Below are 26460 nucleotides of genomic sequence, written 5' to 3'. Positions count from 1 at the left end.
TTGTCATGGCCACTGCCGAAAACACCCAAACTCAAATCAACACCCCCGACACCGGCAATCCGCGCAAGCGCAAATTCATGCTGCTGGTGCTGGCCGTCGTGGTCCTGCTCGCCGGGGCCGGCGTCTGGGCGTATCACGAATTCATCGGGCGCTTCAACGAAAGCACCGACGACGCCTACGTCAACGGCAACGTCGTGGAGATCACCCCGCTGGTCACTGGCACCGTGGTCAGCATTGGCGCTGACGATGGTGATCTGGTTCACGAAGGTCAGGTGCTGATCAACTTTGACCCGAACGACGCCGAAGTCGGCCTGCAAAGTGCTCAGGCAAAACTGGCGCGTACCGTGCGTCAGGTGCGCGGCCTGTACAGCAACGTCGATGGCATGAAAGCCCAGGTCAACGCGCAACAGGCAGAAGTACAGAAAGCACAGGACAACTACAACCGCCGGAAAAACCTCGCTGCTGGCGGGGCGATTTCCCAGGAAGAACTGTCCCACGCCCGCGACGACCTGACCTCGGCGCAAAATGCCCTGGCCAACGCCAGGCAGCAACTGAAAACCACCAGCGCGCTGGTCGATGACACCGTGGTTTCGTCGCACCCGGACGTGATGTCGGCCGCTGCCGATCTGCGTCAGGCGTACCTGACCAACGCCCGCAGCACGCTGATCGCGCCAGTCACCGGTTACGTCGCCAAGCGCACCGTGCAACTCGGTCAGCGCGTACAGCCGGGCACCGCGCTGATGGCGGTGATTCCGCTGGATCAACTGTGGATCGACGCCAACTTCAAGGAAACCCAGCTGCGTGACATGCGCATTGGCCAGCCGGTGGACATCGAGTCCGACATCTACGGCAGCAGCGTGAAGTACAGCGGCACCGTCGACAGCCTCGGCGCCGGCACCGGCAGCGCGTTCGCCCTGTTGCCGGCGCAGAACGCCACCGGTAACTGGATCAAAATCGTGCAGCGTGTGCCGGTGCGGATTCACATCAACGCCGAAGAACTGGCCAAGCACCCGCTACGGGTCGGCCTGTCGACCAACGTTGAAGTGAACCTGCATGACCAGAGCGGTCCGGTGCTGGCGCAGCAACCGCCGCAAAAGGCCTCGTTCAGCACCAACGTCTACGACCGCCAACTGGCCGAAGCCGACGCGATGATTGCGCAACTGATCCACGACAACAGCGCAGCGGTGAGCAAGACTGCGCAACGCTGACCCCTTTCCCCCTGTGGGAGCGAGCCTGCTCGCGAAGGCGGTTTTCAATTCAACATCTTTGTTGGCTGAACAGCCGCTTTCGCGAGCAGGCTCGCTCCCACAAGGGCGGCTGCGTCTGAAGGGACGCAGTGTCAACCCGGTTCCAAAGGATTCACAATGAGCAATAACGCCTCTTTCACGCCGCCCAGCCTGTTGCTCAGCACCATCGGCCTGTCGCTGGCGACGTTCATGCAAGTGCTCGACACCACCATCGCCAACGTGGCGCTGCCGACCATTTCCGGCAACCTCGGGGTGAGTTCGGAGCAGGGCACCTGGGTGATCACCTCGTTTGCCGTGAGCAACGCGATTGCGCTGCCGCTGACCGGTTGGCTCAGCCGCCGTTTCGGTGAGGTGAAGCTATTTTTGTGGGCCACCATTCTGTTCGTGCTGGCCTCGTTTCTCTGTGGCATCTCCACCTCGATGCCGGAACTGATCGGTTTCCGCGTGCTGCAAGGCCTGGTGGCCGGGCCGCTGTACCCGATGACGCAAACCCTGTTGATTGCGGTCTATCCCCCCGCGAGGCGCGGCATGGCCCTGGCGTTGCTGGCGATGGTCACGGTGGTCGCGCCAATTGCAGGTCCCATTCTTGGTGGCTGGATTACTGACAGCTACAGCTGGCCGTGGATCTTCTTCATCAACGTACCGATCGGCATCTTTGCGGTGATGGTGGTGCGCTCGCAACTGGCCAAGCGCCCGGTGGAGACCAGTCGCCAGCCGATGGACTACGTCGGTCTGATCACGCTGATCATCGGCGTCGGCGCGCTGCAGGTGATCCTCGACAAGGGCAATGACCTGGACTGGTTCGAGTCGAACTTCATCATCATCGGCGCGGCGATTTCGGTGATCGCGCTGGCGGTGTTTGTGATCTGGGAAATGACCGACCAGCACCCGGTGGTGAATCTGCGCCTGTTCGCGCACCGCAACTTTCGCATCGGCACGCTGGTGCTGGTGTTGGGTTACGCCGGGTTCTTCGGCATCAACCTGATCCTGCCGCAGTGGCTGCAAACCCAGATGGGTTACACCGCGACCTGGGCCGGTCTGGCGGTGGCGCCGATCGGCATTCTGCCGGTGTTGCTGTCGCCGTTTGTCGGCAAGTACGCGAACAAGTTCGACCTGCGCCTGCTGGCCGGTCTGGCGTTCCTCGCGATTGGCCTGAGCTGCTTCATGCGCGCCGAGTTCACCAACGAGGTGGACTTCCAGCACATCGCTCTGGTGCAGCTGTTCATGGGTATTGGCGTGGCGCTGTTCTTCATGCCGACCCTGAGCATCCTGATGTCCGACCTGCCGCCAAGCCAGATCGCCGACGGCGCAGGCCTGGCAACCTTCCTGCGCACCTTGGGCGGCAGCTTTGCGGCATCGTTGACCACGTGGATCTGGATCCGCCGCGCCGATCAGCATCATGCGTACATGAGCGAAAGCATCAGCACCTTCGAACCGGCGACCCGCGAGACCTTGAACCATTTAGGCGGCGCGAGCCAATCGGCGTACGCGCAGATGGATCAGATCCTCACCAGCCAGGCGTACATGCTCTCCACCGTGGATTACTTCACGTTGTTGGGCTGGGGCTTTATGGGGCTGATTCTGATTGTGTGGCTGGCGAAGCCGCCGTTTGCGGCGAAGGCCGGGCCTGCTGCTTCAGGACACTAAGGTCAAAAGCCCCTCACCCTAACCCTCTCCCGGAGGGAGAGGGGACTGACTGAGGGTTTCTTTCGAGGTCCGCCGACCTGAGCCACCGAGTTGAGCTCAGGTTTTGAATAGCATGAAGATCGGCTCCCTTTCCCCCTCGCCCCCCTGGGGGAGAGGGCTGGGGTGAGGGGGTAGCGATCTTCAGCCGTGCGGCAAAGCCAGTGGCGGGGCAAAGTCGAACGGCGCCAGGGCATACCCGTTCTCATCCACCTGCAACGCCCAACCCTGACGATCCCAGTCCCCCAGCACAATCCGCTTAGCTGCCTGCTCGCCGAGTTGCAGCTTGTGGATCGCCGGACGATGGGTGTGGCCGTGAATCAGGGTTTTCACCGCGTATTGCTGCATGATCCGCGGAATTTCCTCAGGCGTGACATCAACAATGTCATTGGCCTTCATCCGCGTCTGCGCGCGGCTTTCGCTGCGCAGCTTGCGCGCCAGTTTGTGGCGGGTGCTCAGCGGCAGGTGGCGCAGGATGAACAAGGTGATCGGGTTGCGCAGGTAGCGCCGCAACTTCATGTAGCCCACGTCGCGGGTGCACAGGCTGTCGCCGTGCATCAGCAGCACCGGCTCGCCATAGAACTGCACGACACTCGGGTCCTTCAACAGCGTGCAGCCGGCTTCTTTGCAGAAGGCCTTGCCGAGCAGGAAGTCGCGATTGCCGTGCATCAGAAAGATCGCCGTGCCGCTGTCGCTCAACTGGCGCAGGGCCTGGCAGATGGAACGCTGGAAGGGCGTCATGGCGTCGTCGCCAATCCACGCCTCGAAAAAATCGCCGAGGATGTACAACGCACTCGCCGAGCGGGCGCGTCCGGCGAGCAAATCCAGAAACGCCCGGGTAATGTCCGGGCGCTCCTCTTCCAGATGCAAGTCTGAAATCAGCAATATCACGCTTCGATGATCTCGGCTTTCTCGATGATCACGTCGTCTTTCGGCACGTCCTGGTGACCGGCCTTGGAAGTGGTGGCGACGCCTTCGATCTTGTCGACTACGTCGGTACCGGCAACCACTTTACCGAACACGGCATAACCCCAGCCCTGAGCGGTCTTGGCGGTGTGGTTGAGGAAGCTGTTGTTGGTGGCGTTGATGAAGAACTGCGCCGAGGCCGAATGCGGGTCCATGGTGCGGGCCATGGCAACGGTGTACTTCTCGTTCTTCAGACCGTTGTCAGCTTCGTTCTGAATGCTTGGGCTCTTGTCTTTCTTTTCCTGCATGCCAGGCTCGAAACCGCCGCCCTGGATCATGAAGCCCTTGATCACGCGGTGGAACACTACGTTCTCGTAGTGACCTTTCTTGACGTATTCGATGAAATTGGCAGCGGTGATTGGCGCTTTTTCCGCGTCCAGTTCGATGACGATGTCGCCGTAGTTGGTGGTCAGTTTGACTTGAGTCATGATCGCTACTCTTTATAAGGAATTCGTGGTTCTGGGACATTCAGCCCCACAACCGGTTCAGCCTGCTTCGGCCAAGGAGCGCAGTTTAGCGTGACAGGCGCGAATTTCGAGGCTGTTTTTCGAAAACCCGGCGATTAAATGCGCTCCTTTATAGGCCGCGCTCTGTCAGGCCCTTGACAGCATCGGCTATGATAGCGGCTTTGTTTTGTCTGGCCCCCTTTGCGGCCGCGCACATGTAAGTCAAGGATCCTATGAGCAAGCCCACTGTCGACCCTACCTCGAATGCCAAGTCCGGCCCTGCCGTGCCGGTCAATTTCCTGCGGCCGATCATCCAGGCAGACCTGGACTCGGGCAAGCACACCCAGATCGTCACCCGTTTTCCGCCTGAGCCCAACGGCTACCTGCACATCGGCCACGCCAAGTCGATCTGCGTGAACTTCGGCCTGGCCCAGGAGTTCGGCGGCGTCACGCACCTGCGTTTCGACGACACCAACCCGGCCAAGGAAGACCAGGAATACATCGACGCGATCGAATCCGACGTCAAATGGCTGGGCTTCGAGTGGTCCGGCGAAGTGCGCTACGCCTCGCAGTATTTCGACCAGTTGCACGATTGGGCCATCGAGCTGATCAAGGCCGGCAAGGCCTACGTCGACGACCTGACCCCTGAACAGGCCAAGGAATACCGTGGCAGCCTGACCGAGCCGGGCAAGAACAGCCCGTTCCGCGACCGTTCGGTGGAAGAGAACCTCGACTGGTTCGCGCGCATGCGTGCCGGTGAGTTCCCGGACGGTGCCCGCGTGCTGCGCGCGAAGATCGACATGGCCTCGCCGAACATGAACCTGCGCGACCCGATCATGTACCGCATCCGCCACGCCCATCACCATCAGACCGGTGACAAGTGGTGCATCTACCCGAACTATGACTTCACCCACGGTCAGTCGGACGCCATCGAAGGCATCACCCACTCGATCTGCACCCTGGAATTCGAAAGCCATCGTCCGCTGTACGAGTGGTTCCTGGACAACCTGCCGGTGCCGGCCAACCCGCGCCAGTACGAATTCAGCCGCCTGAACCTGAACTACACCATCACCAGCAAGCGCAAGCTCAAGCAACTGGTCGATGAAAAGCACGTCAATGGCTGGGACGACCCGCGCATGTCGACGCTGTCCGGCTTCCGTCGCCGTGGCTACACGCCGGCGTCGATCCGCAACTTCTGCGACATGATCGGCACCAACCGGTCCGACGGCGTGGTCGATTTCGGCATGCTCGAGTTCAGCATCCGTCAGGACCTGGACGCCAACGCGCCGCGCGCCATGTGCGTGCTGCGTCCGTTGAAAGTGGTGATCACCAACTACCCGGAAGGTCAGGTCGAAAACCTCGAACTGCCGCGTCATCCGCAGAAAGAAGAACTCGGCGTGCGCCAGCTGCCGTTCGCCCGTGAGATCTACATCGACCGCGATGACTTCATGGAAGAACCGCCAAAGGGCTACAAGCGCCTGGAGCCGAACGGCGAAGTGCGTCTGCGTGGCAGCTACGTGATCCGTGCCGACGAAGCGATCAAGGACGCCGACGGCAACATCGTCGAGCTGCGTTGCTCGTACGACCCGGACACCCTCGGCAAGAACCCTGAAGGCCGCAAGGTCAAAGGCGTGATCCACTGGGTGCCGGCCGCTGCCAGCATCGAGTGCGAAGTGCGTCTGTACGATCGCCTGTTCCGTTCTCCGAACCCGGAGAAGGCCGAAGACAGCGCGAGTTTCCTCGACAACATCAACCCTGACTCACTGCAAGTGCTGACCGGTTGTCGTGCTGAGCCATCGCTTGGCAATGCACAGCCGGAAGACCGTTTCCAGTTCGAGCGCGAAGGCTACTTCGTCGCCGACATCAAGGACTCGAAACCAGGTCAGCCGGTATTCAACCGTACCGTGACCCTGCGTGATTCGTGGGGCCAGTGATTTAGCGTCAAGGAAATATAAAGTGCTGACGATCTACAACACGCTCACCAAGAGCAAAGAAGTCTTCAAGCCGCTGGATGGCAACAAGGTGCGCATGTACGTGTGCGGCATGACCGTGTACGACTACTGCCACCTCGGCCACGGCCGCAGCATGGTCGCGTTCGACCTGGTGACCCGCTGGTTGCGGTTCAGCGGTTACGACCTGACCTACGTGCGCAACATCACCGACATCGACGACAAGATCATCAATCGTGCCCGCGAGAACGGTGAGTCGTTCGACGCGCTGACCGAGCGCATGATCGCCGCGATGCACGAAGACGAAGCGCGCCTGAACATCAAGAAGCCGGACATGGAACCGCGCGCCACGGATCACATTCCGGGCATGCACGCGATGATCCAGACCCTGATCGACAAGGGCTTCGCCTACGCCCCGGGCAATGGCGACGTGTACTACCGCGTCGCCAAGTTCATGGGCTACGGCAAGCTGTCGCGCAAGAAGATCGAAGACCTGCGCATCGGCGCGCGCATCGAAGTCGACGAGTCGAAAGAAGACCCGCTGGATTTCGTGCTGTGGAAAGCCGCCAAGCCGGGCGAGCCGAGCTGGGAATCGCCGTGGGGCGCCGGGCGTCCGGGCTGGCACATCGAGTGCTCGGTGATGTCCACCTGCTGCCTCGGTGAAACCTTCGACATTCATGGCGGCGGCAGCGACCTCGAGTTCCCGCACCACGAAAACGAAATCGCCCAGAGCGAAGCGGCCACCGGCAAGACCTACGCCAACGCGTGGATGCATTGCGGCATGATCCGTATCAATGGCGAGAAGATGTCCAAGTCCTTGAACAACTTCTTCACCATTCGCGACGTGCTCGACAAGTACCACCCGGAAGTCGTGCGTTACCTGCTGGTGTCGAGCCACTACCGCAGCGCGATCAACTACTCGGAAGACAACCTCAAGGACGCCAAGGGCGCACTCGAGCGTTTCTACCACGCGTTGAAAGGCCTGCCGAGCGTTGCTCCGGCTGGCGGCGAAGCCTTCGTCGAGCGTTTCACCACGGTGATGAACGACGACTTCGGCACGCCGGAAGCCTGCGCGGTGCTGTTCGAGATGGTGCGTGAGATCAACCGTCTGCGCGACAGCGATCTCGACGCGGCGGCCGGTCTGGCGGCGCGCCTGAAAGAACTGGCGAGCGTGTTGGGGGTGTTGCAGTTGGAAGCCGATGACTTCCTGCAAGCGGGCGCCGAAGGGCGTGTCGATGCGGCTGAAGTCGACGCGCTGATTGCTGCACGTCTGGCGGCACGCGCTGGCAAAGACTGGGCCGAATCCGACCGCATCCGCGACCAGCTCACCGCCATGGGCGTGGTGCTGGAAGACGGCAAGGGTGGTACGACCTGGCGTCTGGCTGACTGATTGCCTGACCTGTGACAGACAAAACCCGCCTTGTGCGGGTTTTGTTTTTTGGGCTTTGGGTCTTGTGGTTACAGGGCTGACGCCATCGCTGGCAAGCCAGCTCCCACAAGTTTTTTGTTGTTCACGAGTGTTGCGTACAACCCGAAACTCTGTGGGAGCTGGCTTGCCAGCGATGGGGTCCGCCCAGGCAACCAGTCATTCGGCCTGCCGCAAGCGCTTGTACAGGGTATTACGGCTCACCCCAAGCCTGCGTGCCAGATGCGAAATATTCCCCCCGGCTGCTTTCAACTCCCGGTTCAACGCCTCCACATCATTCAGATCCAGCCCCAGCGGCTGCACGCTCTCCACCGGCTCCATCTCCAGATCGACAAAAAAGTCATCCGGCAAATGCTCCGGCCGCACCGGCTGTTCCTCGGCCATTGCCAGCGCCACCTGCATCACGCTGCTGACCTGACGCAGATTGCCCGGCCACGGGTGCCGCTCGAACAGCTCCAGCACTTCGCGGCTGAGTCCGGCCCATTGCGTCGGTTCGCGATGCTGCTCCCACAGGCGTTTGAACAGCGCCTCTTTATCACTGCGCTCTCTGAGCGGCGGCAGTTCCAGTGTCAAACCGCCAATTCGGTAGTACAAGTCCTCACGAAATCGGCCCAATTGCACTTGCTCGCGTAAAGAGCGGTTGGTCGCCGAGATGATCCGCAGATCCACCGGGAACAGCTCACTGCTGCCCACCGGTTGCACGCAGCGCTCCTGCAACACCCGCAGCAGCCGGGCCTGAGTCGGCAACGGCATGTCACCGATTTCGTCGAGGAAGAGGGTGCCTTTGTCGGCTTTGCGGATCAGGCCGATGCTGCCTTTCTGGTTGGCGCCGGTGAACGCGCCTTTTTCATAGCCGAACAGTTCTGATTCCACCAGTTCGGCGGGGATCGCCGCGCAGTTGACGGCGATAAATGCCTGTTTGCTTCTCGAACTGGCCTGGTGCAGGGCTTTGACGAAGACTTCCTTGCCGACCCCGGTTTCGCCGTGGATCAGCAGTGGGATGTCTTTTTCCAGCAGGCGTTCGGCCTGGCGCACGGCTTTTTCTACGCGGCTGTCACCAAAATGCAGAGAGTTGAGGCTGATCACGCCCGGCGCTTTGATCGGCGCCGTTTTCGGTTCGGCAAATACCCGAGGCTGAACAGGCGCCTGTTGCGGTCGCTTCAACAGGCACTGGAAACGGTTGCGCCCCGAGGTCTGCAAGGCAAACGGCAAGCCGTCCGGCTGATTGATCAACTCCAGCAGCGACACGTTGAACAGACTCTCGACACTGACCCGAGACAAGCGCACGCCGAGCAGATTGTCGGCGCGACGATTGGCCGACAGCACTTGACCGCTCTCGTCGAAAATCAACAAACCAGCCCACTGACTGTCGAGGTTGTTCAACCCGGTGTTGAACGTCAGTTGAAAGTGCTGGCCGTGGAACAGGTTGAGGATCAGCCGGTTCTCCACGGTCTGGCTCATCATCTTGACCATGCCCAGCGTGTGCGAGGGCGGCAGGTAACTGTCGCTGGACACGTCGAGCACGGCGATAACCTTGCGCTCGGCATCGAAAATCGGCGCGGCGGAACCGGTCATGAAACGGTTGGCTTTCAGAAAGTGTTCATCGTGCTCGATGTGCACCGCCTGTTCGCAGGCCAGCGCGGTGCCGATCGCATTGGTGCCACTGCAGCGTTCCATCCAGCTCGCCCCGGCGCTAAACCCTCGGGCCAGGTTCGGCTCGATAAAGCGCTGAGTGCCCCACGAGGTCAGCACCTGACCCTGATGGTCGGCGAGCATGATCAGGCAATTGGAGTTGCTGAGGATGTTCTCGTAGTACGGCAGCACTTCCTGATGGGTGGTCTGCACCAGCGCGTGGTGACGGTCGAGCAGCTGCGCGATCCCGGCGGCGGGCAATTGATCGAAGGCCGGGGCGCTCTGGTGGTCAAGGCCGAAGGCGCGGCAACGTTGCCAGGAGGTCTGGACAATAGCGTCGTGGGACAGCGGCGGGGCAGGTAAGGCCATGGTGGTGGGCCTCTGAAGGGCATTTTATTGTTGTTATGGCACTGCTTTCAAAACCAACACAGATCAAAACTGTGGGAGCGGGCTTGCTCGCGAAAGCGGTATATCAGACACATTTACATCGACTGACACACCGCCTTCGCGAGCAAGCCCGCTCCCACATTGGATTTTCATCGTTCACAGAATTTGGGCAAAAAGCGTTCATAGAGTGTTGTTCACTATTGTTCATTGTCAATCGCCCAACTGTTCAAATGTGTTCAGCAATGAACGCCCGATCCCCGCGTTTTCAGCCCTTTTCGCGACAAATCAACCACTTGCCATTTCTGGCACGAATGTCGCTCTGCTGCACAGGTCGCTTGACTCCAATAATAAAAAGGCCGAGCCATGTCACTCACCCTGGAGCACGTCAGCCGCACCGTCGAGGGCCAGACCTGGATCGACGATGCCTGCCTGAAATTCGAACCCGGATCCTTCAACGTTCTGCTCGGCCGCACGCTGTCCGGCAAGACCAGCCTGATGCGCCTGATGGCAGGCCTGGACAAGCCCGACAGTGGCCGGATCCTGATGAACGGCGTCGACGTCACCCAGCGCCCGGTGCGCCTGCGCAACGTGTCGATGGTTTATCAGCAGTTCATCAATTACCCGACCATGACCGTGTTCGAGAACATCGCCTCGCCGCTGCGTCAGGCCGGTGTTTCCAAAGAAATCATTCATAGCAAAGTGCTGGAAACCGCGAAGATGCTGCGCATCGAGAAGTTCCTGCAGCGCTATCCGCTGGAGCTGTCCGGCGGTCAGCAGCAGCGCACGGCGATGGCCCGGGCGCTGGTCAAGGACGCCGAGCTGATCCTGTTCGACGAGCCACTGGTCAACCTCGACTACAAGCTGCGCGAAGAACTGCGCCAGGAAATGCGCGAGCTGTTCAAGCTGCGCCACACCATTGCGATCTACGCCACCACCGAACCCAACGAAGCGTTGGCGCTGGGCGGCACCACGACGATTCTGCACGAGGGCCGGGTGATCCAGAGCGGCCCGTCGACCTCGGTCTACCACCAGCCGCAAACCGTGCTGGCGGCGGAGCTGTTTTCCGAGCCGCCGATCAACCTGATGCCCGGGCGCATCGCCGGCAACGAAGTCAGCTTCGCCAACTTCGTGCACTTCCCGCTGAACGTCGATCTGCGCCCGGTGGGTGAGGGCGAGTTTCGCTTTGGCGTGCGCCCCAGCCATATCTCGCTGGTGCCGAGCAACGATGACGATCTGGAGTTGGCGGTGACCGTCGAAGTGGCCGAGATCAGCGGTTCGGAAACCTTCCTGCACGTGCGCAACGAGCATTTCCTGCTGGTGCTGCACCTGCCGGGGGTTCACGAATACGACGTCGATGCGCCGATCCGCATCTACATCCCGACTCACAAACTGTTCGTGTTCGATGCGCAGGGCCGTCTGGTGCAGGCACCGGGCCAACGTGTCGCGAGGGTTGCCTGATGGCCGAAATCCGTTTGCAGCACCTCGCCCACAGCTACAGCAAAACCCCGAGCGGGCCTGACGATTACGCGATCCGCGAGATGGACCACATTTGGGAGCAGGGCGGCGCGTATGCCTTGCTCGGCCCTTCGGGTTGCGGCAAATCGACCTTGCTCAACATCATTTCCGGTCTGCTCAGCCCCTCGCAAGGGCACGTGCTGTTCGATGGCAAAGCGGTCAACGATCTGACCCCGGAGAAGCGCAACATCGCTCAGGTGTTCCAGTTCCCGGTGGTCTACGACACCATGACCGTGTTCGACAACCTGGCCTTCCCCCTGCGCAATCAGGGCATGGCCGAGGCGAAAGTGCACAGCAAGGTGCAGGAAATCGCCGAAGTCCTCGACCTGCAAAACCTGCTGAGCAAGAAGGCGCGCAACCTCACCGCCGACGAAAAACAGAAAGTCTCCATGGGCCGTGGTCTGGTGCGCGACGATGTCTCGGCGATTCTCTTCGACGAGCCGCTGACGGTGATCGACCCGCACCTGAAATGGAAACTGCGACGCAAGCTCAAGCAGATCCACGAGCAGTTCAACATCACCATGGTCTACGTCACCCACGATCAGCTCGAAGCTTCGACCTTCGCCGACAAGATCGCCGTGATGTACGGCGGACAGATCGTGCAGTTCGGCACGCCACGGGAATTGTTCGAGCGGCCGACTCACACCTTTGTCGGCTACTTCATCGGCAGCCCGGGGATGAACCTGATCGAGGTGCAGCCGCAGCCGGGTGGGGTCGGTTTCGCTTCGACGCACTTGCCACTGTCCGACGCCTTGCAACGGCATATCGAACATGGTCAGTGGAAAAATCTGAAGGTCGGCATCCGCCCGGAGTTCATCCATGTCTGGGACGAGCCGTTTGACGAGGCGATGCAGGCGCGGGTGGTCCACGTCGAAGACCTTGGCACCTACAAGATTCTCACCCTCGACCTCGATGGCGCGCCGCTGAAGGTGCGTCTGGCCGAAGACAAACCAGTGCCGCAGGGCACGGCGTATATCAGTTTTCCGGCGCAGTGGCTGATGGTTTATGCCGATGAGTTTCTGCTCGAAGCCGACGACGAGGTGCAGCCATGAACAAGGTGCAGAACAACAAGGCCTGGTGGCTGGTGTTGCCGGTGTTCCTGCTGGTGGCGTTCAGTGCGGTGATCCCGATGATGACCGTGGTCAACTATTCGGTGCAGGACATTTTCGACCAGTCCAGCCGCTACTTCGTCGGCGCCGACTGGTACAAACAGGTGCTGCTCGATCCGCGCCTGCATGACTCGCTGTTGCGTCAGTTCATTTATTCTGCCTGCGTGCTGCTGATCGAAATTCCGTTGGGAATCGCCGTCGCCCTGACCATGCCGACCAAGGGCCGCTGGTCGTCGGTGGTGCTGATTATTCTGGCGATTCCGCTGCTGATCCCGTGGAATGTGGTCGGCACCATCTGGCAGATCTTCGGCCGTGCCGACATTGGACTGCTCGGTTCGAGCCTGAATGCGCTGGGCATCAGCTACAACTACGCGGCCAACACCATGGACGCCTGGGTCACGGTGCTGGTGATGGACGTCTGGCACTGGACTTCGCTGGTGGCGTTGCTGTGTTTCTCCGGGCTGCGGGCGATTCCCGACGTGTATTACCAGGCGGCGCGGATCGACCGCGCCTCGGCGTGGGCAGTGTTCCGCCATATTCAGTTGCCGAAGCTGAAGAGCGTGCTGCTGATCGCGGTGATGCTACGTTTCATGGACAGTTTCATGATCTACACCGAGCCGTTCGTGCTCACCGGCGGCGGGCCGGGCAATGCCACGACTTTCCTCAGTCAGACGTTGACGCAGATGGCCGTCGGCCAATTCGATCTGGGGCCGGCGGCGGCGTTTTCGCTGGTGTACTTCCTGATCATCCTGCTGGTCTCGTGGCTGTTCTACACCGCCATGACCCATTCCGACGCCAACCGTTGAGGCCCGGCCATGAGCAAAAGAAAACTTGTTCCGTTGCTGGTGTACATCCTGTTCCTGCTGGTGCCGATCTACTGGCTGTTGAACATGTCGTTCAAGAGCAACACCGAAATCCTCGGCGGCTTGACCCTGTTCCCCCAGGATTTCACCTGGCACAACTACAAGGTGATTTTCACCGACCCGAGCTGGTACACCGGTTATCTCAATTCGCTGTATTACGTCAGCCTGAACACGGTGATCTCGCTGAGTGTGGCGTTGCCGGCGGCCTATGCGTTTTCGCGCTATCGCTTCCTTGGCGACAAGCACCTGTTCTTCTGGCTGCTGACCAACCGCATGGCGCCACCGGCGGTGTTTCTGTTGCCGTTCTTTCAGTTGTATTCGTCGATTGGCCTGTTCGATACGCACATCGCTGTGGCCTTGGCGCATTGCCTGTTCAACGTGCCGCTGGCGGTGTGGATTCTGGAGGGCTTCATGTCTGGCGTGCCCAAGGAAATCGACGAAACCGCTTACATCGACGGCTACAGTTTCCCTAAGTTCTTCGTGAAGATTTTCATCCCGCTGATCGGCTCGGGCATCGGCGTCACGGCGTTCTTCTGCTTCATGTTTTCCTGGGTCGAACTGCTGCTGGCGCGCACGCTGACCTCGGTCAACGCCAAACCTATTGCCGCGGTGATGACACGCACGGTGTCGGCCTCGGGCATCGACTGGGGCGTGCTGGCGGCGGCGGGGGTGCTGACCATCCTGCCGGGCATGCTGGTGATCTGGTTTGTTCGCAACCACGTGGCCAAGGGCTTTGCCCTGGGTCGGGTCTGAGGAACACATGATGGAATGGATGAGCTGGACCACCCCCACGGCGGGGTTCTTTATCGCCATCGGCCTGTTGCTGGTGGGCATGACCACCTGGGAATTGCGCTCGCCGAGCATCCTGCGACGCGGTTTTCTGCCGATTGCCACCACCCGTGGCGATCGCTTGTTCATCGGTCTTCTCGGCAGCGCCTACCTGCATCTGCTGGTAATCGGCGTCACCGACTGGAGCATCTGGGTAGCGTCCGCGCTGTCTCTGGTGTGGCTGTTGGTTGTGATGCGCTGGGGCTAGTCGAGTCGCTCGGCAATCGTGCTCCGTAACTCAAACTGGAGGTCTCTATGTTCGACAAAAACAATAAGCTGCGACATAGCATTTCATTGGCAGCCATGCTGGCACTCAGCGGTTTGAGCGCATCTGCCTGGGCCGATGCCTACGAAGACGCGGCGAAAAAATGGATCGGCAGCGAGTTCAAACCGTCGACCCTGACGGCCGATCAGCAACTCGAAGAACTGAAGTGGTTCATCAAGGCCGCCGAGCCGTTTCGCGGCATGGAAATCAAAGTGGTTTCCGAGACCCTGACCACCCACGAATACGAGTCCAAGGTGCTGGCCAAGGCGTTCACCGAAATCACCGGGATCAAGCTCACCCACGACCTGCTGCAAGAAGGCGACGTGGTGGAGAAAATGCAGACGGTGATGCAGTCGGACAAGAACATCTACGACGGCTGGGTCAACGACTCGGACCTGATCGGTACGCACTTTCGCTACGGCAAGACCGAATCGATCACCGACCTGATGGCCAACGAAGGCAAGAACTTCACCTCACCGACCCTCGACATCAAGGACTTCATCGGCATCTCGTTCACCACCGCGCCGGATGGCAAGATCTATCAATTGCCCGATCAGCAGTTCGCCAACCTGTACTGGTTCCGCGCCGACTGGTTCGAACGCGCCGATCTGAAAGCCAAGTTCAAGGAAAAGTACGGCTACGAATTGGGCGTGCCGGTGAACTGGTCGGCCTATGAAGATATCGCCAAATTCTTCAGCGAAGACGTCAAGGAAATCGACGGTAAACGCGTCTACGGCCACATGGACTACGGCAAGAAAGACCCGTCGCTGGGCTGGCGCTTCACCGATGCCTGGTTCTCCATGGCCGGTGGCGGCGACAAGGGCCTGCCCAACGGCTTGCCGGTGGACGAGTGGGGGATTCGCGTCGAGGACTGCCATCCGGTTGGTTCCAGTGTGACCCGCGGCGGCGACACCAACGGCCCGGCGGCGGTGTTCGCCACGCAGAAATACGTCGACTGGCTCAAGGCCTACGCGCCACCGGAAGCGGCGGGCATGACCTTCTCCGAGTCCGGCCCGGTGCCGTCCCAAGGCAACATCGCTCAGCAGATTTTCTGGTACACCGCGTTCACCGCCGACATGACCAAACCGGGCCTGCCGGTGGTCAACGCCGACGGCACGCCGAAATGGCGCATGGCGCCGTCGCCGCGCGGGCCGTATTGGGAAGAGGGCATGAAGCTCGGCTATCAGGACGTGGGTTCGTGGACATTCATGAAATCCACGCCTGAGAAACAGAAGCTCGCGGCGTGGCTGTACGCGCAGTTCGTCACCTCGAAAACCGTGTCGCTGAAGAAAACCATCGTCGGCCTGACGCCGATCCGCGAGTCGGACATCAACTCGCAGGCGATGACCGATCTGGCGCCGAAACTCGGTGGCCTGGTCGAGTTCTACCGCAGCCCGGCCCGCGTGCAATGGACCCCGACCGGCACCAACGTGCCGGACTATCCGCGTCTGGCGCAATTGTGGTGGAGCCACATCGCCGAAGCGGCCAGCGGCGAGAGGACTCCGCAACAGGCGCTGGACGGCCTGGCCAAGGATCAGGACGCGATCATGTCGCGCCTCGAACGCTCCAAGGCGCAAGCAGTATGCGCCCCGAAAATGAACCCGGAGCGCGACGCACAGTACTGGTTCGACCAGCCAGGCGCACCGAAACCGAAACTGGCCAACGAGAAGCCGAAGGGCGAGACCGTGAGCTACAACGAACTGCTGAAATCGTGGGCGGATGCGCGTAAGTAAAGGCTGAAATGTGAAAAGCGAACGGCACCGGAAGGTGCCGTTTGTTTTGTTGCCCGATCTACCGTAATCGCTTGCAGGCAAGCTCCCACAGGTTTCTGTGTTGCTCACACAATCTGGGCACACCACAAACTCTTGTGGGAGCTGGCTTGCCAGCGATAGCGGTGTGTCAAACAACAAGGATGTGACTGACCTGCCGCCATCGCTGCAGGCAAGCTCCCACAGGTTTTGTGACGCCTGCAAAGTCCGGGTTCACCGCGATTCACTGTAGGAGCGAGCCTGTTCGCGATAGCGGAGTGTCAGACAACAAAGATGTGACTGACCCGCCGCCATCGCTGGCAAGCCAGCTCCCACAGATTTTGTGACGCCATCAAAGTCCGGGTTCACCGCGACTCACTGTGGGAGCTGGCTTGCCAGCGATGGGGCCATGGGGGTTACAGCGGGAAAACCGAGGCGGAATACGGTCATGACGCCGGGCAAGCTCTTCACCTCCGCCACGCCCTGATGCAGGCTCATGATCGAGCGCACGATCGCCAGTCCCAGCCCGGTGCTGCCCTGTGAGCGCGAGCGGGCGCTGTCGACGCGGTAGAAGCGGTCGAACAGGTGCGGCAGGTGCTGCGCCTCGATGCCGGCACCGGGATTGCTCACCAGCAGTGAAGCCTGCGTTGCGCCTTGCTCGATCAGCAAGGTGATGGTTTTGCCGTTCGGGCAATGACGCAGCGCATTCGACAGCAGATTGGAAATCGCCCGCTGGATCATCAGCCGATCGCCTAACACCGATGCGCTGCCAACAACATTCAAATGAATCTGCTTGTCCTGCGCCGCCAGCGAAAACATCTCCGCAACCTTCGCCGCTTCCGCCTCCAGCGGCACCGTTTCAAATGGCGCCAGTGCCGACGGATGACTGACCTGCGCCAGAAACAGCATGTCCGAAACAATCCGCGCCACGCGCTCCAGCTCTTCGGTGCAGGACACCAGCACATCCTGGTATTCCTCACTCGTGCGCTCGCGAGACAGCGTCACTTGGGCCTTGCCCATCAGGTTGTTGATCGGCGTGCGCAACTCATGCGCCAGGTCATCTGAGAACTGCGACAACTGCTGCACCCCGGCATCCAGCCGATGCAGCATGAAGTTGATGCCCTGCGCCAGTTCGCTCAACTCCTGCGGCATGTTCACCACCGACAGCCGATGCTCCAGATCCTGCGTCGAGACCCTCGCCGCCACTTTGCGAAACTCGCGCAGCGGCGCCAATCCACGCTGCACCGCGCCCCACGCCGTCAGGCCGATGAACACCAGCAACAGCGGCAAGGCAATCAGCGTCGAGCGCAGATAGGCGCTGAGCAGCGCCTGATCGTGCGCGTTGTCCATCGACAACAGCACCGGCACGCTGCTGCCGTCCTTGAGCCGAATCAGCTTCGACGCGGTAAGGAACTTCGCACCCTCGTCATCGATGCTTTCGCTATAGGCCAATTGTTCGGTGGTGGTTCGCACTGCGCGCAATTCGGCGCGTGGATCCTTGAGTCCCGAGCCGGATTTGAGCAGCGGCGTACGCAGGTTCGAACGGTCATAAATCGTCAGCGTCAGGTTGTCATGGCCCATGACCTGATCGAGCAGAATGTGCGGCCTGCCACTGACTTCGTTGGCGTCGACATACAGCGACAGGCTGTGCTCCACCTGCGCCATCTTCTTTTGCAGGCTGTCGCGGGACAGTGCATTCAGCTCATGGGTCAGGGCGAAATAGGCAAGGATCGCCAGAAACACCACCAACAGCGCGCCGAGAATACTCACCGTCAGACCGAGGCGCATCGACAGGCTGGCCGGCTTCATTCCCGCGCCTCCAGCACGTAGCCGACACCGCGCAGGGTGTGGATCAGTTTGTTGTCGAACGGGTCGTCGATCTTCGCCCGCAAGCGCCGGATCGACACTTCGACCACGTTGGTGTCGCAGTCGAAATTCATGTCCCACACCAGCGAGATGATTTGCGTACGGGTCAGCACCTCGCCGGACTGGCGCATCAACAAGTGCAGCAGGGCGAATTCCTTGGTGGTCAGGTCGATGCGCTGCGCCCCCCGAAACGCCCGATGCCGGCCCGGATCCAGTTCCAGATCAGCGACTTTCAACACCTGCGGCACCGGTATGTTTTCGCTGCGGCGCATCAGGGTGCGCACCCGCGCCAGCAGTTCGGGAAACTCGAACGGCTTGACCAGATAGTCGTCTGCGCCCAGGTCCAGACCGCGAATCTTGTCCGCCAGCCGCCCGCGCGCGGTGAGCATCATCACCCGCGTCGAGTGGGTGCGGCGCAGTTGTTCCAGCACGCCCCAACCGTCCAGTTCCGGCAAGTTCACGTCGAGAATGATCAGGTCATAGGCCTGCTGTTGCGCCAGATGCAATCCATCGGCACCGGTGGCGGCGTGATCAACGATATAACCACTTTCGGTCAAACCCTGATGCAAGTATTCGGCAGCTTTAAGCTCGTCCTCGACGACAAGGATTCGCATGATCTATCACCACTTTTATTTAAGGGATATTTAATTAAGGTGGCCGGGAAAGTTATGGTTTTTGTAAGGTCTTCCGGACGTTGTTCAATAACTGAATGACGAACACGGTAAAGGCTGTAGTGGCTACAGGGTCAATCTTGGAGGTCTTTAAAACGGCCATCCGCGACAGCCTGTCGCAGCCTGAATGCGCCAACAGACTTGTATTGCATTCAGGCAAGGGCTGTTCGGCAGATAACTACCGAGTATTTGTTTCCATGTATTGCGGCAAAGCCGATTGCACTTCGCATCCTAGAACAAAACAACTTTGCTGAACCGTGGATAACGGATTTGTAATGTTCCAGTCACCTTGTCGATAAGTTCAAAACCCTAACGTGGCGGCATCGAAAAATCCTGAATTAAAGGAAGTCCTCCATTGCCCGGTTTAATCGAACTGACGGCGCGATCACGCCTGAAAAAAGCTGCCAGCGGCCTCTTGTTGCTGGTTGGCAGCAGCTTGGCCAGCGCATCGACCCTGACACTGGATCAGGCGCTGCAAAGTGCCTTCGCCGGCAACCCCGATCTCGCTGCCGCGCAATGGGAAATCGGTATTGCCGAGGGCGATCGCCAGCAGGCCGGGCTGATCCCCAATCCCGAGGTGTCGTCGGAGGCCGAAGACACCCGGCGCAACTCGCGCACCACCACGGTGATGCTCAGTCAGCCGATTGAGCTGGGCGGCAAACGCGGTGCGCGCATCGATGTCGCCAGCCGTGCGCAGGACACCGCCGGCATCGAACTGGAGCGCAAGCGCAATGCCCTGCGCGCCGATGTGATTCAGGCGTTCAACAGCGCGCAAACCGCGCAGCAACGCTTGCAGCTGGCGCGCCAGTCGCTGCAACTGGCCGAGCACGGTGTGCGCGTGGCCCAAGGGCGGATCGAGGCCGGTAAATCGTCGCCGGTCGAAGGCACGCGGGCGCAAGTGCAGCTCTCGGAAGTGCGCCTGGAGGTGAGCCGCGCCGAGCGCGATCAGGCCAACGCCTATCAGCAACTGGCGCAAGTCATGGGCGCGCCGTTACCGACCTCGACCAACGTCCAGGCCGCCACGCAAAGCCTCGCCACGCTGCCACCGCCCGGCCGTTTGCTCGAGCGTCTGAACCAGACCGCCGAGCTGCGTCTGGCGAAACTGCAGATCGATCAGCGCGAAGCCTCGTTGGGCCTGGAAAAGTCCCAGCGCATTCCCGATCTGACCGTGAGCATCGGCAGTCAGTACAGCGAAACCGAGCGCGAACGGGTCAACGTGGTCGGGCTGTCGATGCCGATTCCGCTGTTCAACCGCAATCAGGGCAACGTGCTCGCCGCCGCACGGCGCACCGATCAGGCGCGGGATCTGCGCAACGCCACCGAGTTGCGTTTGCGCACCGAAGTCCAGACCAGCCTTGAGCAATGGCAGACCGCCAACGGCGAAGTCAACGCGTTCAACCAGACCATCCTGCCCGCCGCACAAAGCGCAGTGGACAGCGCCACACGCGGTTTCGAAATGGGCAAGTTCGCTTTCCTCGATGTACTCGATGCCCAACGCACCCTGATCGCTGCGCGCAGCCAATACATCCAGGCCGTCAGCGAGGCGACCGACGCCCGTGTGCGCCTCGAACGGATCTTCGGCGACCTCAGCGTCAGCCCTTGAATTTCACTTTTCAGACAACTGCGCGATGGCACGGCGCAGAGGAGTTTCCATGGATAAAAAACTGATGGTGGTCGCGGTGGCGACCCTGGCGCTAGGCATTGGCCTCGGTTCGCTGTGGCCGGCCAATTCAAACATCGACGCGCATGCCGATGAGGCTTCCGAACATGCCGATCACGCCGAGGAGGGCGCTGCCGCCGAAGGCGAACATGCCGAAGAAGGCCACATCGAATTGAGCGCCGAGCAGATCGCCGCCGCAGGCATTCAACTGGCCGAGGCCCGGGCGCAAAGCATCAGTCTCGGCTTGTCGTTTCCCGGCGAAGTGCGCTTCGACGAGGACCGCACTGCCCACGTCGTGCCGCGCGTGCCGGGGGTGGTCGAGTCGGTGGCGGTCAACCTCGGGCAACCGGTGAAAAAGGGCCAGTTGCTGGCCGTGATCGCCAGTCAGCAGATCTCCGATCAGCGCAGTGAACAGGCCGCCGCGCAACGTCGCCTGGCGCTGGCGCGCACCACTTACGAGCGCGAGAAGAAGCTGTGGCAGGACAAGATCTCCGCCGAACAGGATTTCCTCCAAGCCAAGCAGGCGTTGGAAGAGGCGGAAATCGCCATGAACAACGCCCGGCAAAAAATCAGCGTGCTCAGCGGCAGCGTGGTCGCCACCGGCGGCAATCGCTACGAACTGCGCGCGCCGTTCGACGGTGTGGTGGTGGAAAAACACCTGACGCCGGGCGAGGTGGTCGATGAAACCACCGCCGCGTTCACCCTTTCGGACTTGTCCCGGGTGTGGGTGACCTTCGGCGTTTCACCCAAGGATCTGACCCAGGTGCAGGTGGGCAAACCGGTCACCGTCAGCGCGCCGGAATTGAAAGCCGAAGTGAGCGGCAGCGTGGCTTACGTTGGCAGCCTGCTCGGCGAACAAACCCGCACCGCGACCGTACGCGTGACCCTGGAGAACCCGCAGGGTTCTTGGCGTCCGGGGCTGTTTGTCACCGCACTGGTCGCCACCGAGAGCCGCCAGGCCAAAGTCGCCGTACCGGAAACCGCGATCCAGAGCGTCGAGGACAAACCCACGGTATTCGTGCGTACCGACGACGGCTTCAAGGCGCAGGCGGTGGAACTGGGCAACCGTGCCGCCGGCCACGTGGAAGTCACTCAAGGGCTGGAACCGGGCGTGCAAGTCGCCAGCGCCGGCAGCTTCGTCCTCAAGTCGGAGCTGGGCAAAGCCTCAGCCGAGCACAGCCATTAATTCTGGAAGGTCCCCATGTTCGAACGCCTGATCCAGTTTGCCATCGAGCAGCGCATCATCGTGCTGCTTGCCGTTCTGCTCATGGCCGGCCTCGGCATCGCCAGTTATCAGAAACTGCCGATCGACGCCGTGCCCGACATCACCAACGTCCAGGTGCAGATCAACACCGGCGCCGCCGGGTTCTCGCCGCTGGAAACCGAGCAGCGCATCACTTTCCCGATTGAAACCGCGATGGCCGGTTTGCCGGCGCTGGAGCAGACCCGCTCGCTGTCGCGCTCCGGGCTGTCGCAAGTGACGGTGATCTTCAAGGACGGCACCGACCTGTTCTTCGCTCGCCAACTGGTCAACGAGCGTCTGCAGATCGCCAAGGAGCAATTGCCCGAAGGCGCGGAAGCAGTGATGGGGCCGATCTCAACCGGCCTCGGTGAAATCTTTCTGTGGACGGTCGAGGCGCAGGAGGGCGCGTTGAAGGACGACGGCACTGCCTACACGCCGACCGATCTGCGGGTGATTCAGGACTGGATCATCAAACCGCAATTGCGCAACGTGCCGGGCGTCGCCGAGATCAACACCATTGGTGGTTTCGCCAAGGAATACCAGATCGCGCCGGACCCGAAACGCCTCGCCGCGTACAAGCTAACCCTCACCGATCTGATCACCGCGCTAGAGCGCAACAACGCCAACGTCGGCGCCGGGTACATCGAGCGCAGCGGCGAGCAGTTGCTGATCCGCGCGCCGGGGCAAGTGGCGAGCACCGAGGATATCGCCAACATCGTCATGGCCAATGTCGATGGCACGCCGATCCGGGTGAAGAACGTCGCCACCGTGGAAATCGGCCGTGAGTTGCGCAGCGGTGCAGCCACCGAAAACGGTCGCGAAGTGGTGCTGGGTACGGTGTTCATGTTGATCGGCGAGAACAGCCGCACCGTTTCGCAAGCGGTGGCCAGCAAGCTGGAACAGATCAATAAATCCCTGCCGCAAGGCGTGATCGCGGTGCCGGTGTACGACCGCACGCACCTGGTCGACAAAGCCATCGCCACGGTGAAAAAGAACCTGATCGAAGGCGCGATTCTGGTGATCGCGATTCTGTTCCTGTTCCTCGGCAACATCCGCGCCGCGCTGATTACGGCGATGGTGATTCCGCTGTCGATGCTGTTCACCTTCACTGGCATGTTCAGCAACAAAGTCAGCGCCAACCTGATGAGCCTCGGCGCGCTGGACTTCGGCATCATCGTCGACGGTGCGGTGGTGATCGTCGAAAACACCCTGCGCCGGTTGGCTCACGCACAGCAGCATCACGGCCGTTTGCTGACTCGTGCCGAGCGTTTCAAGGAAGTGTTCGCGGCGGCGAAAGAGGCGCGCCGACCGCTGATTTTCGGCCAGTTGATCATCATGGTGGTGTACCTGCCGATCTTCGCGTTGAGCGGCGTCGAAGGGAAAATGTTCCACCCGATGGCGTTCACCGTGGTCATCGCGTTGCTCGGTGCGATGCTGCTGTCGGTGACCTTTGTGCCGGCAGCGATTGCGCTGTTCGTCACCGGCAAGGTCAAGGAAGAAGAGGGCGTGGTGATGCGCGGTGCACGTCGGGTGTATGCGCCGGCGCTGGCCTGGGTCATGACCCATCGCACGGTGGCCGTGGGCGCGGCGTTGGGCGTGATCGTGCTCAGCGGCGTGCTCACCAGCCGCATGGGCAGCGAGTTTGTACCGGGCCTCAGTGAGGGGGATTTTGCCCTGCAAGCGCTGCGCGTGCCGGGCACCAGCCTGACGCAATCGGTGGACATGCAGCAGCGTTTGGAGACGCTGATCCTGGCCAAAGTGCCGGAGGTTGAACGGGTGTTCGCCCGCACCGGTACGGCGGAAATCGCTTCCGACCCGATGCCGCCGAACATCTCTGACAGCTACGTGATGCTCAAACCGAAGGATCAATGGCCAGACCCGAACAAGTCCCGCGAAACCCTGATGGCCGAGTTGCAACAAGCCGCCGCGACGTTGCCGGGCAGCAACTATGAACTGTCGCAGCCGATCCAGTTGCGCTTCAACGAACTGATCTCCGGTGTGCGCAGCGATGTCGCGGTGAAGGTGTTCGGCGATGACATGGACGTGCTCAACGCCACGGCAGCGAAGATCGCGGCGGCGATGCAAAAGGTCAACGGCGCCTCTGAAGTAAAGGTCGAGCAGACCACCGGGTTGCCGGTGCTGACCATCAACATCGACCGCGACAAGGCGGCGCGTTATGGCCTCAACGTTGGCGATGTGCAGGACACCATCGCTGTGGCAGTGGGCGGGCGTCAGGCCGGCACCTTGTACGAAGGCGATCGGCGCTTCGACATGGTGGTGCGGTTGTCCGATGCCATGCGCAAGGACATCGACGGCTTGTCGGCGTTGCTGATTCCGGTGCCGGCGCTGAGCGGTGCGGCGAATCAGATCGGTTTTATCGCGCTGAAGGACGTCGCCAGCCTTGATCTGGTGCTCGGGCCGAACCAGGTCAGCCGCGAAAACGGCAAGCGTCTGGTGATCGTCAGCGCAAACGTGCGCGGGCGGGATATCGGCTCGTTCGTCAGCGAGGCCGGTGCGCTGATCGAGCGCGAGGTGCAGGTGCCGGCCGGATACTGGACCAGTTGGGGCGGGCAGTTCGAGCAACTGCAGTCGGCGGCCAAGCGCTTGCAGATCGTGGTGCCGGTGGCGCTGCTGCTGGTGTTCGGCTTGCTGTTCATGATGTTCAACAATCTGAAGGACGGGTTGCTGGTGTTTACCGGGATTCCGTTTGCGTTGACCGGTGGGGTGATGGCGCTGTGGCTGCGGGATATTCCGTTGTCGATTTCGGCGGGCGTGGGGTTTATCGCGTTGTCCGGGGTGGCGGTGCTCAACGGTTTGGTGATGATCGCGTTCATTCGCAATTTGCGCGAGGAAGGGCGCTCACTGACGGAGGCAATCAACGTCGGCGCGCTGACGCGCTTGCGGCCGGTGTTGATGACCGCGCTGGTGGCGTCGCTGGGGTTTATTCCGATGGCGCTGGCAACCGGCACCGGCGCCGAGGTGCAGCGGCCACTGGCAACCGTGGTGATCGGCGGAATTCTGTCCTCGACGATCCTCACGCTTCTGATATTGCCCGCGCTGTACCAGATCGCCCATCGCCGGGATGAGGACACCGTACCGTCTGAATAGGTGATCCCTTGTGGGAGCGGGCTTGCTCGCGAAGAGGCCGTGTCAGTCGACATCAATGTTGGATGACACACCGCTTTCGCGAGCAAGCCCGCTCCCACATGGGTTCCGTGCACTGATCCGGCAGATAACGGATATGTAATTCCCCCGCCACCGTCACGAAAGGTGCGCCTTGTTACCTTGATCCCGTCAGTTACTTAAACGAGGAATCAACCATGAAATTCGCCCAACTCAGCACCTTCGCAGCCGCTCTGATGTTGTCGTCCCTGGCCATGGCCGAAGGCGGCGGTGACCGCACGTTCGACCGGATGATGACTGCCAATGATCGCGCCGTGGAGCTGTTCGTGGCCAAGGAACAGGCCCGCGACCCGGTCGTCGTCAACGAGAAGAAAGACGTCAGCACCAAAGACCTGTAAGCCCGGCGCACTGGAACAAGCCCGTTGTCGTGTGCCGATGCCGGGCTTTTTTACGGAGGAGTAAACATGCAGTTGATCAAATGGATGACCTTCGCCGGCGTCATGGCGATGTCGGTAAATGCACTGGGTGAAGGCGGCGGCGATCGCACTTTCGAACGTGCTTTCAGCGCCAACGCCAAAGCCATGGAGCAATACGCCGCCGAGCGCGGCAAAGCGGCGCCGGTGGTCAAGGAATACGAATACGGCATGAAGCTCGACGTGGTGAAAATCGTCAGCGTGGTGAAGCCGCAGCCGGCTTGCTCGGTGGTGCCGACGGCCATGACTTACGAAGACTCGCAAAGGCAGCTCAATACGCTCAAGTACAGCGTGGCAGGCGTGTGCCGCAACAGTGGTGGCTAACCAACACCTAATCCCTGTAGGAGCTGCCGAAGGCTGCGTTCTGTTGATCTTGGTCTTCAAAGTCAAAAGATCGCAGCCTTCGGCAGCTCCTACACGGGGCACATTTTCAGTATCACGATCTGTATTTAGATTCGGAATGTTTAAAGGTTGTGTGGGAAAAGCTGAACCTTCCCACAATGTTTTCAGGTTGTCCCTCGGACGTCCGCTCTCTAGCCTGTGTGGGTCGCTGCCAAATCAGCGATCGGGATTGGAACCCCGGGACCCAAGAAGCGCAAAAGAGGCTTTCATGACGTATGCTTGCGCACCTTCATGGTGTGCACTCTGTTATGGCGGCTGTGCGCGGGAGACTTCGAGTCTGCCGGGTTTTCTCTGGTCCCCGGGTTCCAACCTGCGTACAGCTGCCACCCATCGCGTGGAACCGAATGGGCCAGCTCCACCGCAAGACTGGAGATACACCATGAAAAAGCCAACACCCAATCCGCCCGAAGCGAACGCTGCTGCAGACCCCGATCCAACATCCCCCTACGCCGCCATCGACACCCACAAACTCCACGAAGCCGCCGAGCGCGCCCTCGACTACTACCTCAAGCCCGCAGCGCCCATCATGGCCACGCCTTACACCGCCAACGCGCTGTTTCTGGTCAATCCCAACGCCGACACCGAATCCCTGCTGGCCAACGCCTGCGAATCCCTGGCCTCGGCCACGGTGATGCTCGGCGACTTCGCCGCGTTGCTGGAGGGCACGCATCGCAAGACGCTGCTCGGCATCGCGCAGGTGGTCATGCTCGGTGAACTGGCGGTGAACAAAGCGCTGGATAACGTGGAAGTCGCGACGTAGGCGAAGGTCCTTTGACGAGGATCCTTTTCTCGCCAGACCTGAATAAAATGACCGTGTATCTGAAAGCTATACGCGTATATGCATTAGCTACACGGTCGGTATAGAATCGACTCCGAAGTCGCTCTCATGGCTTCGCACCTCAAACGTTAGATCTCACGTTAAGAGCATGGCCTAAACCTCTCCGGGCCACTCAAGGAG

Annotated in this window: 21 protein-coding genes; 16 read left to right on the top strand and 5 right to left on the bottom strand. The window is 60.7% G+C overall.

What is annotated here, in order from left to right; genetic code table 11:
* Window positions 1–5: 5 nt before the first annotated feature.
* Together QRN61_RS09825 and QRN61_RS09820 are read left to right on the top strand one after the other, a co-directional pair.
* Entirely contained in the window at window positions 6–1208 is a 1203-nt protein-coding gene (locus QRN61_RS09825) for an HlyD family secretion protein (protein WP_285373682.1), read from the top strand.
* A gap of 156 nt (window positions 1209–1364) precedes the next feature.
* Window positions 1365–2894 carry a DHA2 family efflux MFS transporter permease subunit gene (locus QRN61_RS09820; protein ID WP_027614637.1) on the top strand — a complete coding sequence of 510 codons (1530 nt, stop codon included), beginning with the start codon at window positions 1365–1367 and terminating at the stop codon, window positions 2892–2894.
* Between the two features lie 180 nt (window positions 2895–3074).
* On the opposite strand, the gene lpxH is transcribed toward QRN61_RS09820, so the two are convergent.
* Entirely contained in the window at window positions 3075–3821 is a 747-nt protein-coding gene (gene lpxH, locus QRN61_RS09815; RefSeq protein ID WP_285373681.1) for a UDP-2,3-diacylglucosamine diphosphatase, read from the bottom strand.
* Window positions 3818–4324, bottom strand: a complete 507-nt coding sequence (locus tag QRN61_RS09810; protein ID WP_027614639.1) for a peptidylprolyl isomerase — start codon at window positions 4322–4324, stop codon at window positions 3818–3820. Before QRN61_RS09810 ends, lpxH begins: the two co-directional genes overlap by 4 nt.
* Window positions 4325–4575: 251 nt before the next feature.
* On the opposite strand from QRN61_RS09810, the gene QRN61_RS09805 reads away from it, so the two are divergent.
* Together QRN61_RS09805 and cysS are read left to right on the top strand one after the other, a co-directional pair.
* A complete protein-coding gene (locus QRN61_RS09805) occupies window positions 4576–6276 on the top strand; it encodes a glutamine--tRNA ligase/YqeY domain fusion protein (protein ID WP_285373680.1) in 1701 nt (566 codons plus the stop codon).
* A 22-nt stretch (window positions 6277–6298) separates the two neighbouring features.
* Window positions 6299–7681, top strand: coding sequence for a cysteine--tRNA ligase (gene cysS / locus QRN61_RS09800; RefSeq protein ID WP_115990196.1), 1383 nt, complete (start codon window positions 6299–6301; stop codon window positions 7679–7681).
* Window positions 7682–7876: 195 nt separating this feature from the next.
* Here the strand turns inward: cysS and QRN61_RS09795 are convergent, their stop codons facing one another.
* Window positions 7877–9718 carry a sigma-54-dependent Fis family transcriptional regulator gene (locus tag QRN61_RS09795; protein ID WP_285373679.1) on the bottom strand — a complete coding sequence of 614 codons (1842 nt, stop codon included), beginning with the start codon at window positions 9716–9718 and terminating at the stop codon, window positions 7877–7879.
* Window positions 9719–10099: 381 nt separating this feature from the next.
* Between QRN61_RS09795 and QRN61_RS09790 the strand changes: the two genes are divergently transcribed.
* The 6 genes from QRN61_RS09790 to QRN61_RS09765 are packed head-to-tail and all read left to right on the top strand — an operon-like array spanning window position 10100 to window position 16049.
* Window positions 10100–11194 carry an ABC transporter ATP-binding protein gene (locus tag QRN61_RS09790; protein ID WP_095138884.1) on the top strand — a complete coding sequence of 365 codons (1095 nt, stop codon included), beginning with the start codon at window positions 10100–10102 and terminating at the stop codon, window positions 11192–11194.
* Window positions 11194–12303, top strand: coding sequence for an ABC transporter ATP-binding protein (locus tag QRN61_RS09785; protein WP_225138464.1), 1110 nt, complete (start codon window positions 11194–11196; stop codon window positions 12301–12303). The genes QRN61_RS09790 and QRN61_RS09785 overlap by 1 nt, the downstream gene beginning before the upstream one ends.
* A complete protein-coding gene (locus QRN61_RS09780; protein WP_007961995.1) occupies window positions 12300–13166 on the top strand; it encodes a carbohydrate ABC transporter permease in 867 nt (288 codons plus the stop codon). The genes QRN61_RS09785 and QRN61_RS09780 overlap by 4 nt, the downstream gene beginning before the upstream one ends.
* Before the next feature lie 9 nt (window positions 13167–13175).
* On the top strand, window positions 13176–13976 hold the full coding sequence (locus QRN61_RS09775; RefSeq protein WP_096795652.1) for a carbohydrate ABC transporter permease: 801 nt from the start codon (window positions 13176–13178) through the stop codon (window positions 13974–13976).
* Between the two features lie 10 nt (window positions 13977–13986).
* Window positions 13987–14259 (top strand): DUF2160 domain-containing protein, encoded by a 273-nt coding sequence (locus QRN61_RS09770; protein ID WP_027614647.1) that lies wholly within the window; start codon window positions 13987–13989, stop codon window positions 14257–14259.
* Window positions 14260–14306: 47 nt separating this feature from the next.
* Entirely contained in the window at window positions 14307–16049 is a 1743-nt protein-coding gene (locus tag QRN61_RS09765; protein WP_285373678.1) for an ABC transporter substrate-binding protein, read from the top strand.
* A gap of 390 nt (window positions 16050–16439) precedes the next feature.
* Here QRN61_RS09765 and QRN61_RS09760 read toward each other — a convergent pair whose 3' ends face one another.
* Both QRN61_RS09760 and QRN61_RS09755 read right to left on the bottom strand, forming a co-directional pair.
* Window positions 16440–17873, bottom strand: coding sequence for a heavy metal sensor histidine kinase (locus QRN61_RS09760; protein ID WP_285373677.1), 1434 nt, complete (start codon window positions 17871–17873; stop codon window positions 16440–16442).
* Window positions 17870–18544: a heavy metal response regulator transcription factor gene (locus QRN61_RS09755; protein ID WP_027614650.1), complete on the bottom strand. Its 675-nt coding sequence runs from the start codon at window positions 18542–18544 to the stop codon at window positions 17870–17872. The genes QRN61_RS09760 and QRN61_RS09755 overlap by 4 nt, the downstream gene beginning before the upstream one ends.
* 412 nt (window positions 18545–18956) lie before the next feature.
* Here QRN61_RS09755 and QRN61_RS09750 point away from each other — a divergent pair, with 412 nt between their 5' ends.
* The 6 genes from QRN61_RS09750 to QRN61_RS09725 all read left to right on the top strand — a co-directional run bounded on the left by QRN61_RS09750 (window position 18957) and on the right by QRN61_RS09725 (window position 26262).
* Entirely contained in the window at window positions 18957–20204 is a 1248-nt protein-coding gene (locus QRN61_RS09750) for a TolC family protein (protein ID WP_285373676.1), read from the top strand.
* A gap of 49 nt (window positions 20205–20253) precedes the next feature.
* Window positions 20254–21447: an efflux RND transporter periplasmic adaptor subunit gene (locus QRN61_RS09745; RefSeq protein ID WP_285373675.1), complete on the top strand. Its 1194-nt coding sequence runs from the start codon at window positions 20254–20256 to the stop codon at window positions 21445–21447.
* A 15-nt stretch (window positions 21448–21462) separates the two neighbouring features.
* On the top strand, window positions 21463–24612 hold the full coding sequence (locus QRN61_RS09740; RefSeq protein WP_285373674.1) for a CusA/CzcA family heavy metal efflux RND transporter: 3150 nt from the start codon (window positions 21463–21465) through the stop codon (window positions 24610–24612).
* Window positions 24613–24824: 212 nt separating this feature from the next.
* Window positions 24825–25025, top strand: coding sequence for a co-regulatory protein PtrA N-terminal domain-containing protein (locus QRN61_RS09735; RefSeq protein WP_285373673.1), 201 nt, complete (start codon window positions 24825–24827; stop codon window positions 25023–25025).
* 66 nt (window positions 25026–25091) lie between these two features.
* Entirely contained in the window at window positions 25092–25424 is a 333-nt protein-coding gene (locus QRN61_RS09730) for a DUF2790 domain-containing protein (RefSeq protein ID WP_285373672.1), read from the top strand.
* Window positions 25425–25881: 457 nt separating this feature from the next.
* Window positions 25882–26262: a DUF6124 family protein gene (locus QRN61_RS09725; RefSeq protein ID WP_095138906.1), complete on the top strand. Its 381-nt coding sequence runs from the start codon at window positions 25882–25884 to the stop codon at window positions 26260–26262.
* The last annotated feature ends 198 nt before the right edge of the window (window positions 26263–26460 follow it).

The sequence above is a fragment of the Pseudomonas sp. lyk4-TYG-107 genome (assembly GCF_030209055.1).
Taxonomy (GTDB): domain Bacteria; phylum Pseudomonadota; class Gammaproteobacteria; order Pseudomonadales; family Pseudomonadaceae; genus Aquipseudomonas; species Aquipseudomonas putida_A.
The sequence above is the reverse complement of the archived record's forward strand: the minus strand, read 5'-3'. Positions and strand labels throughout refer to the sequence as shown.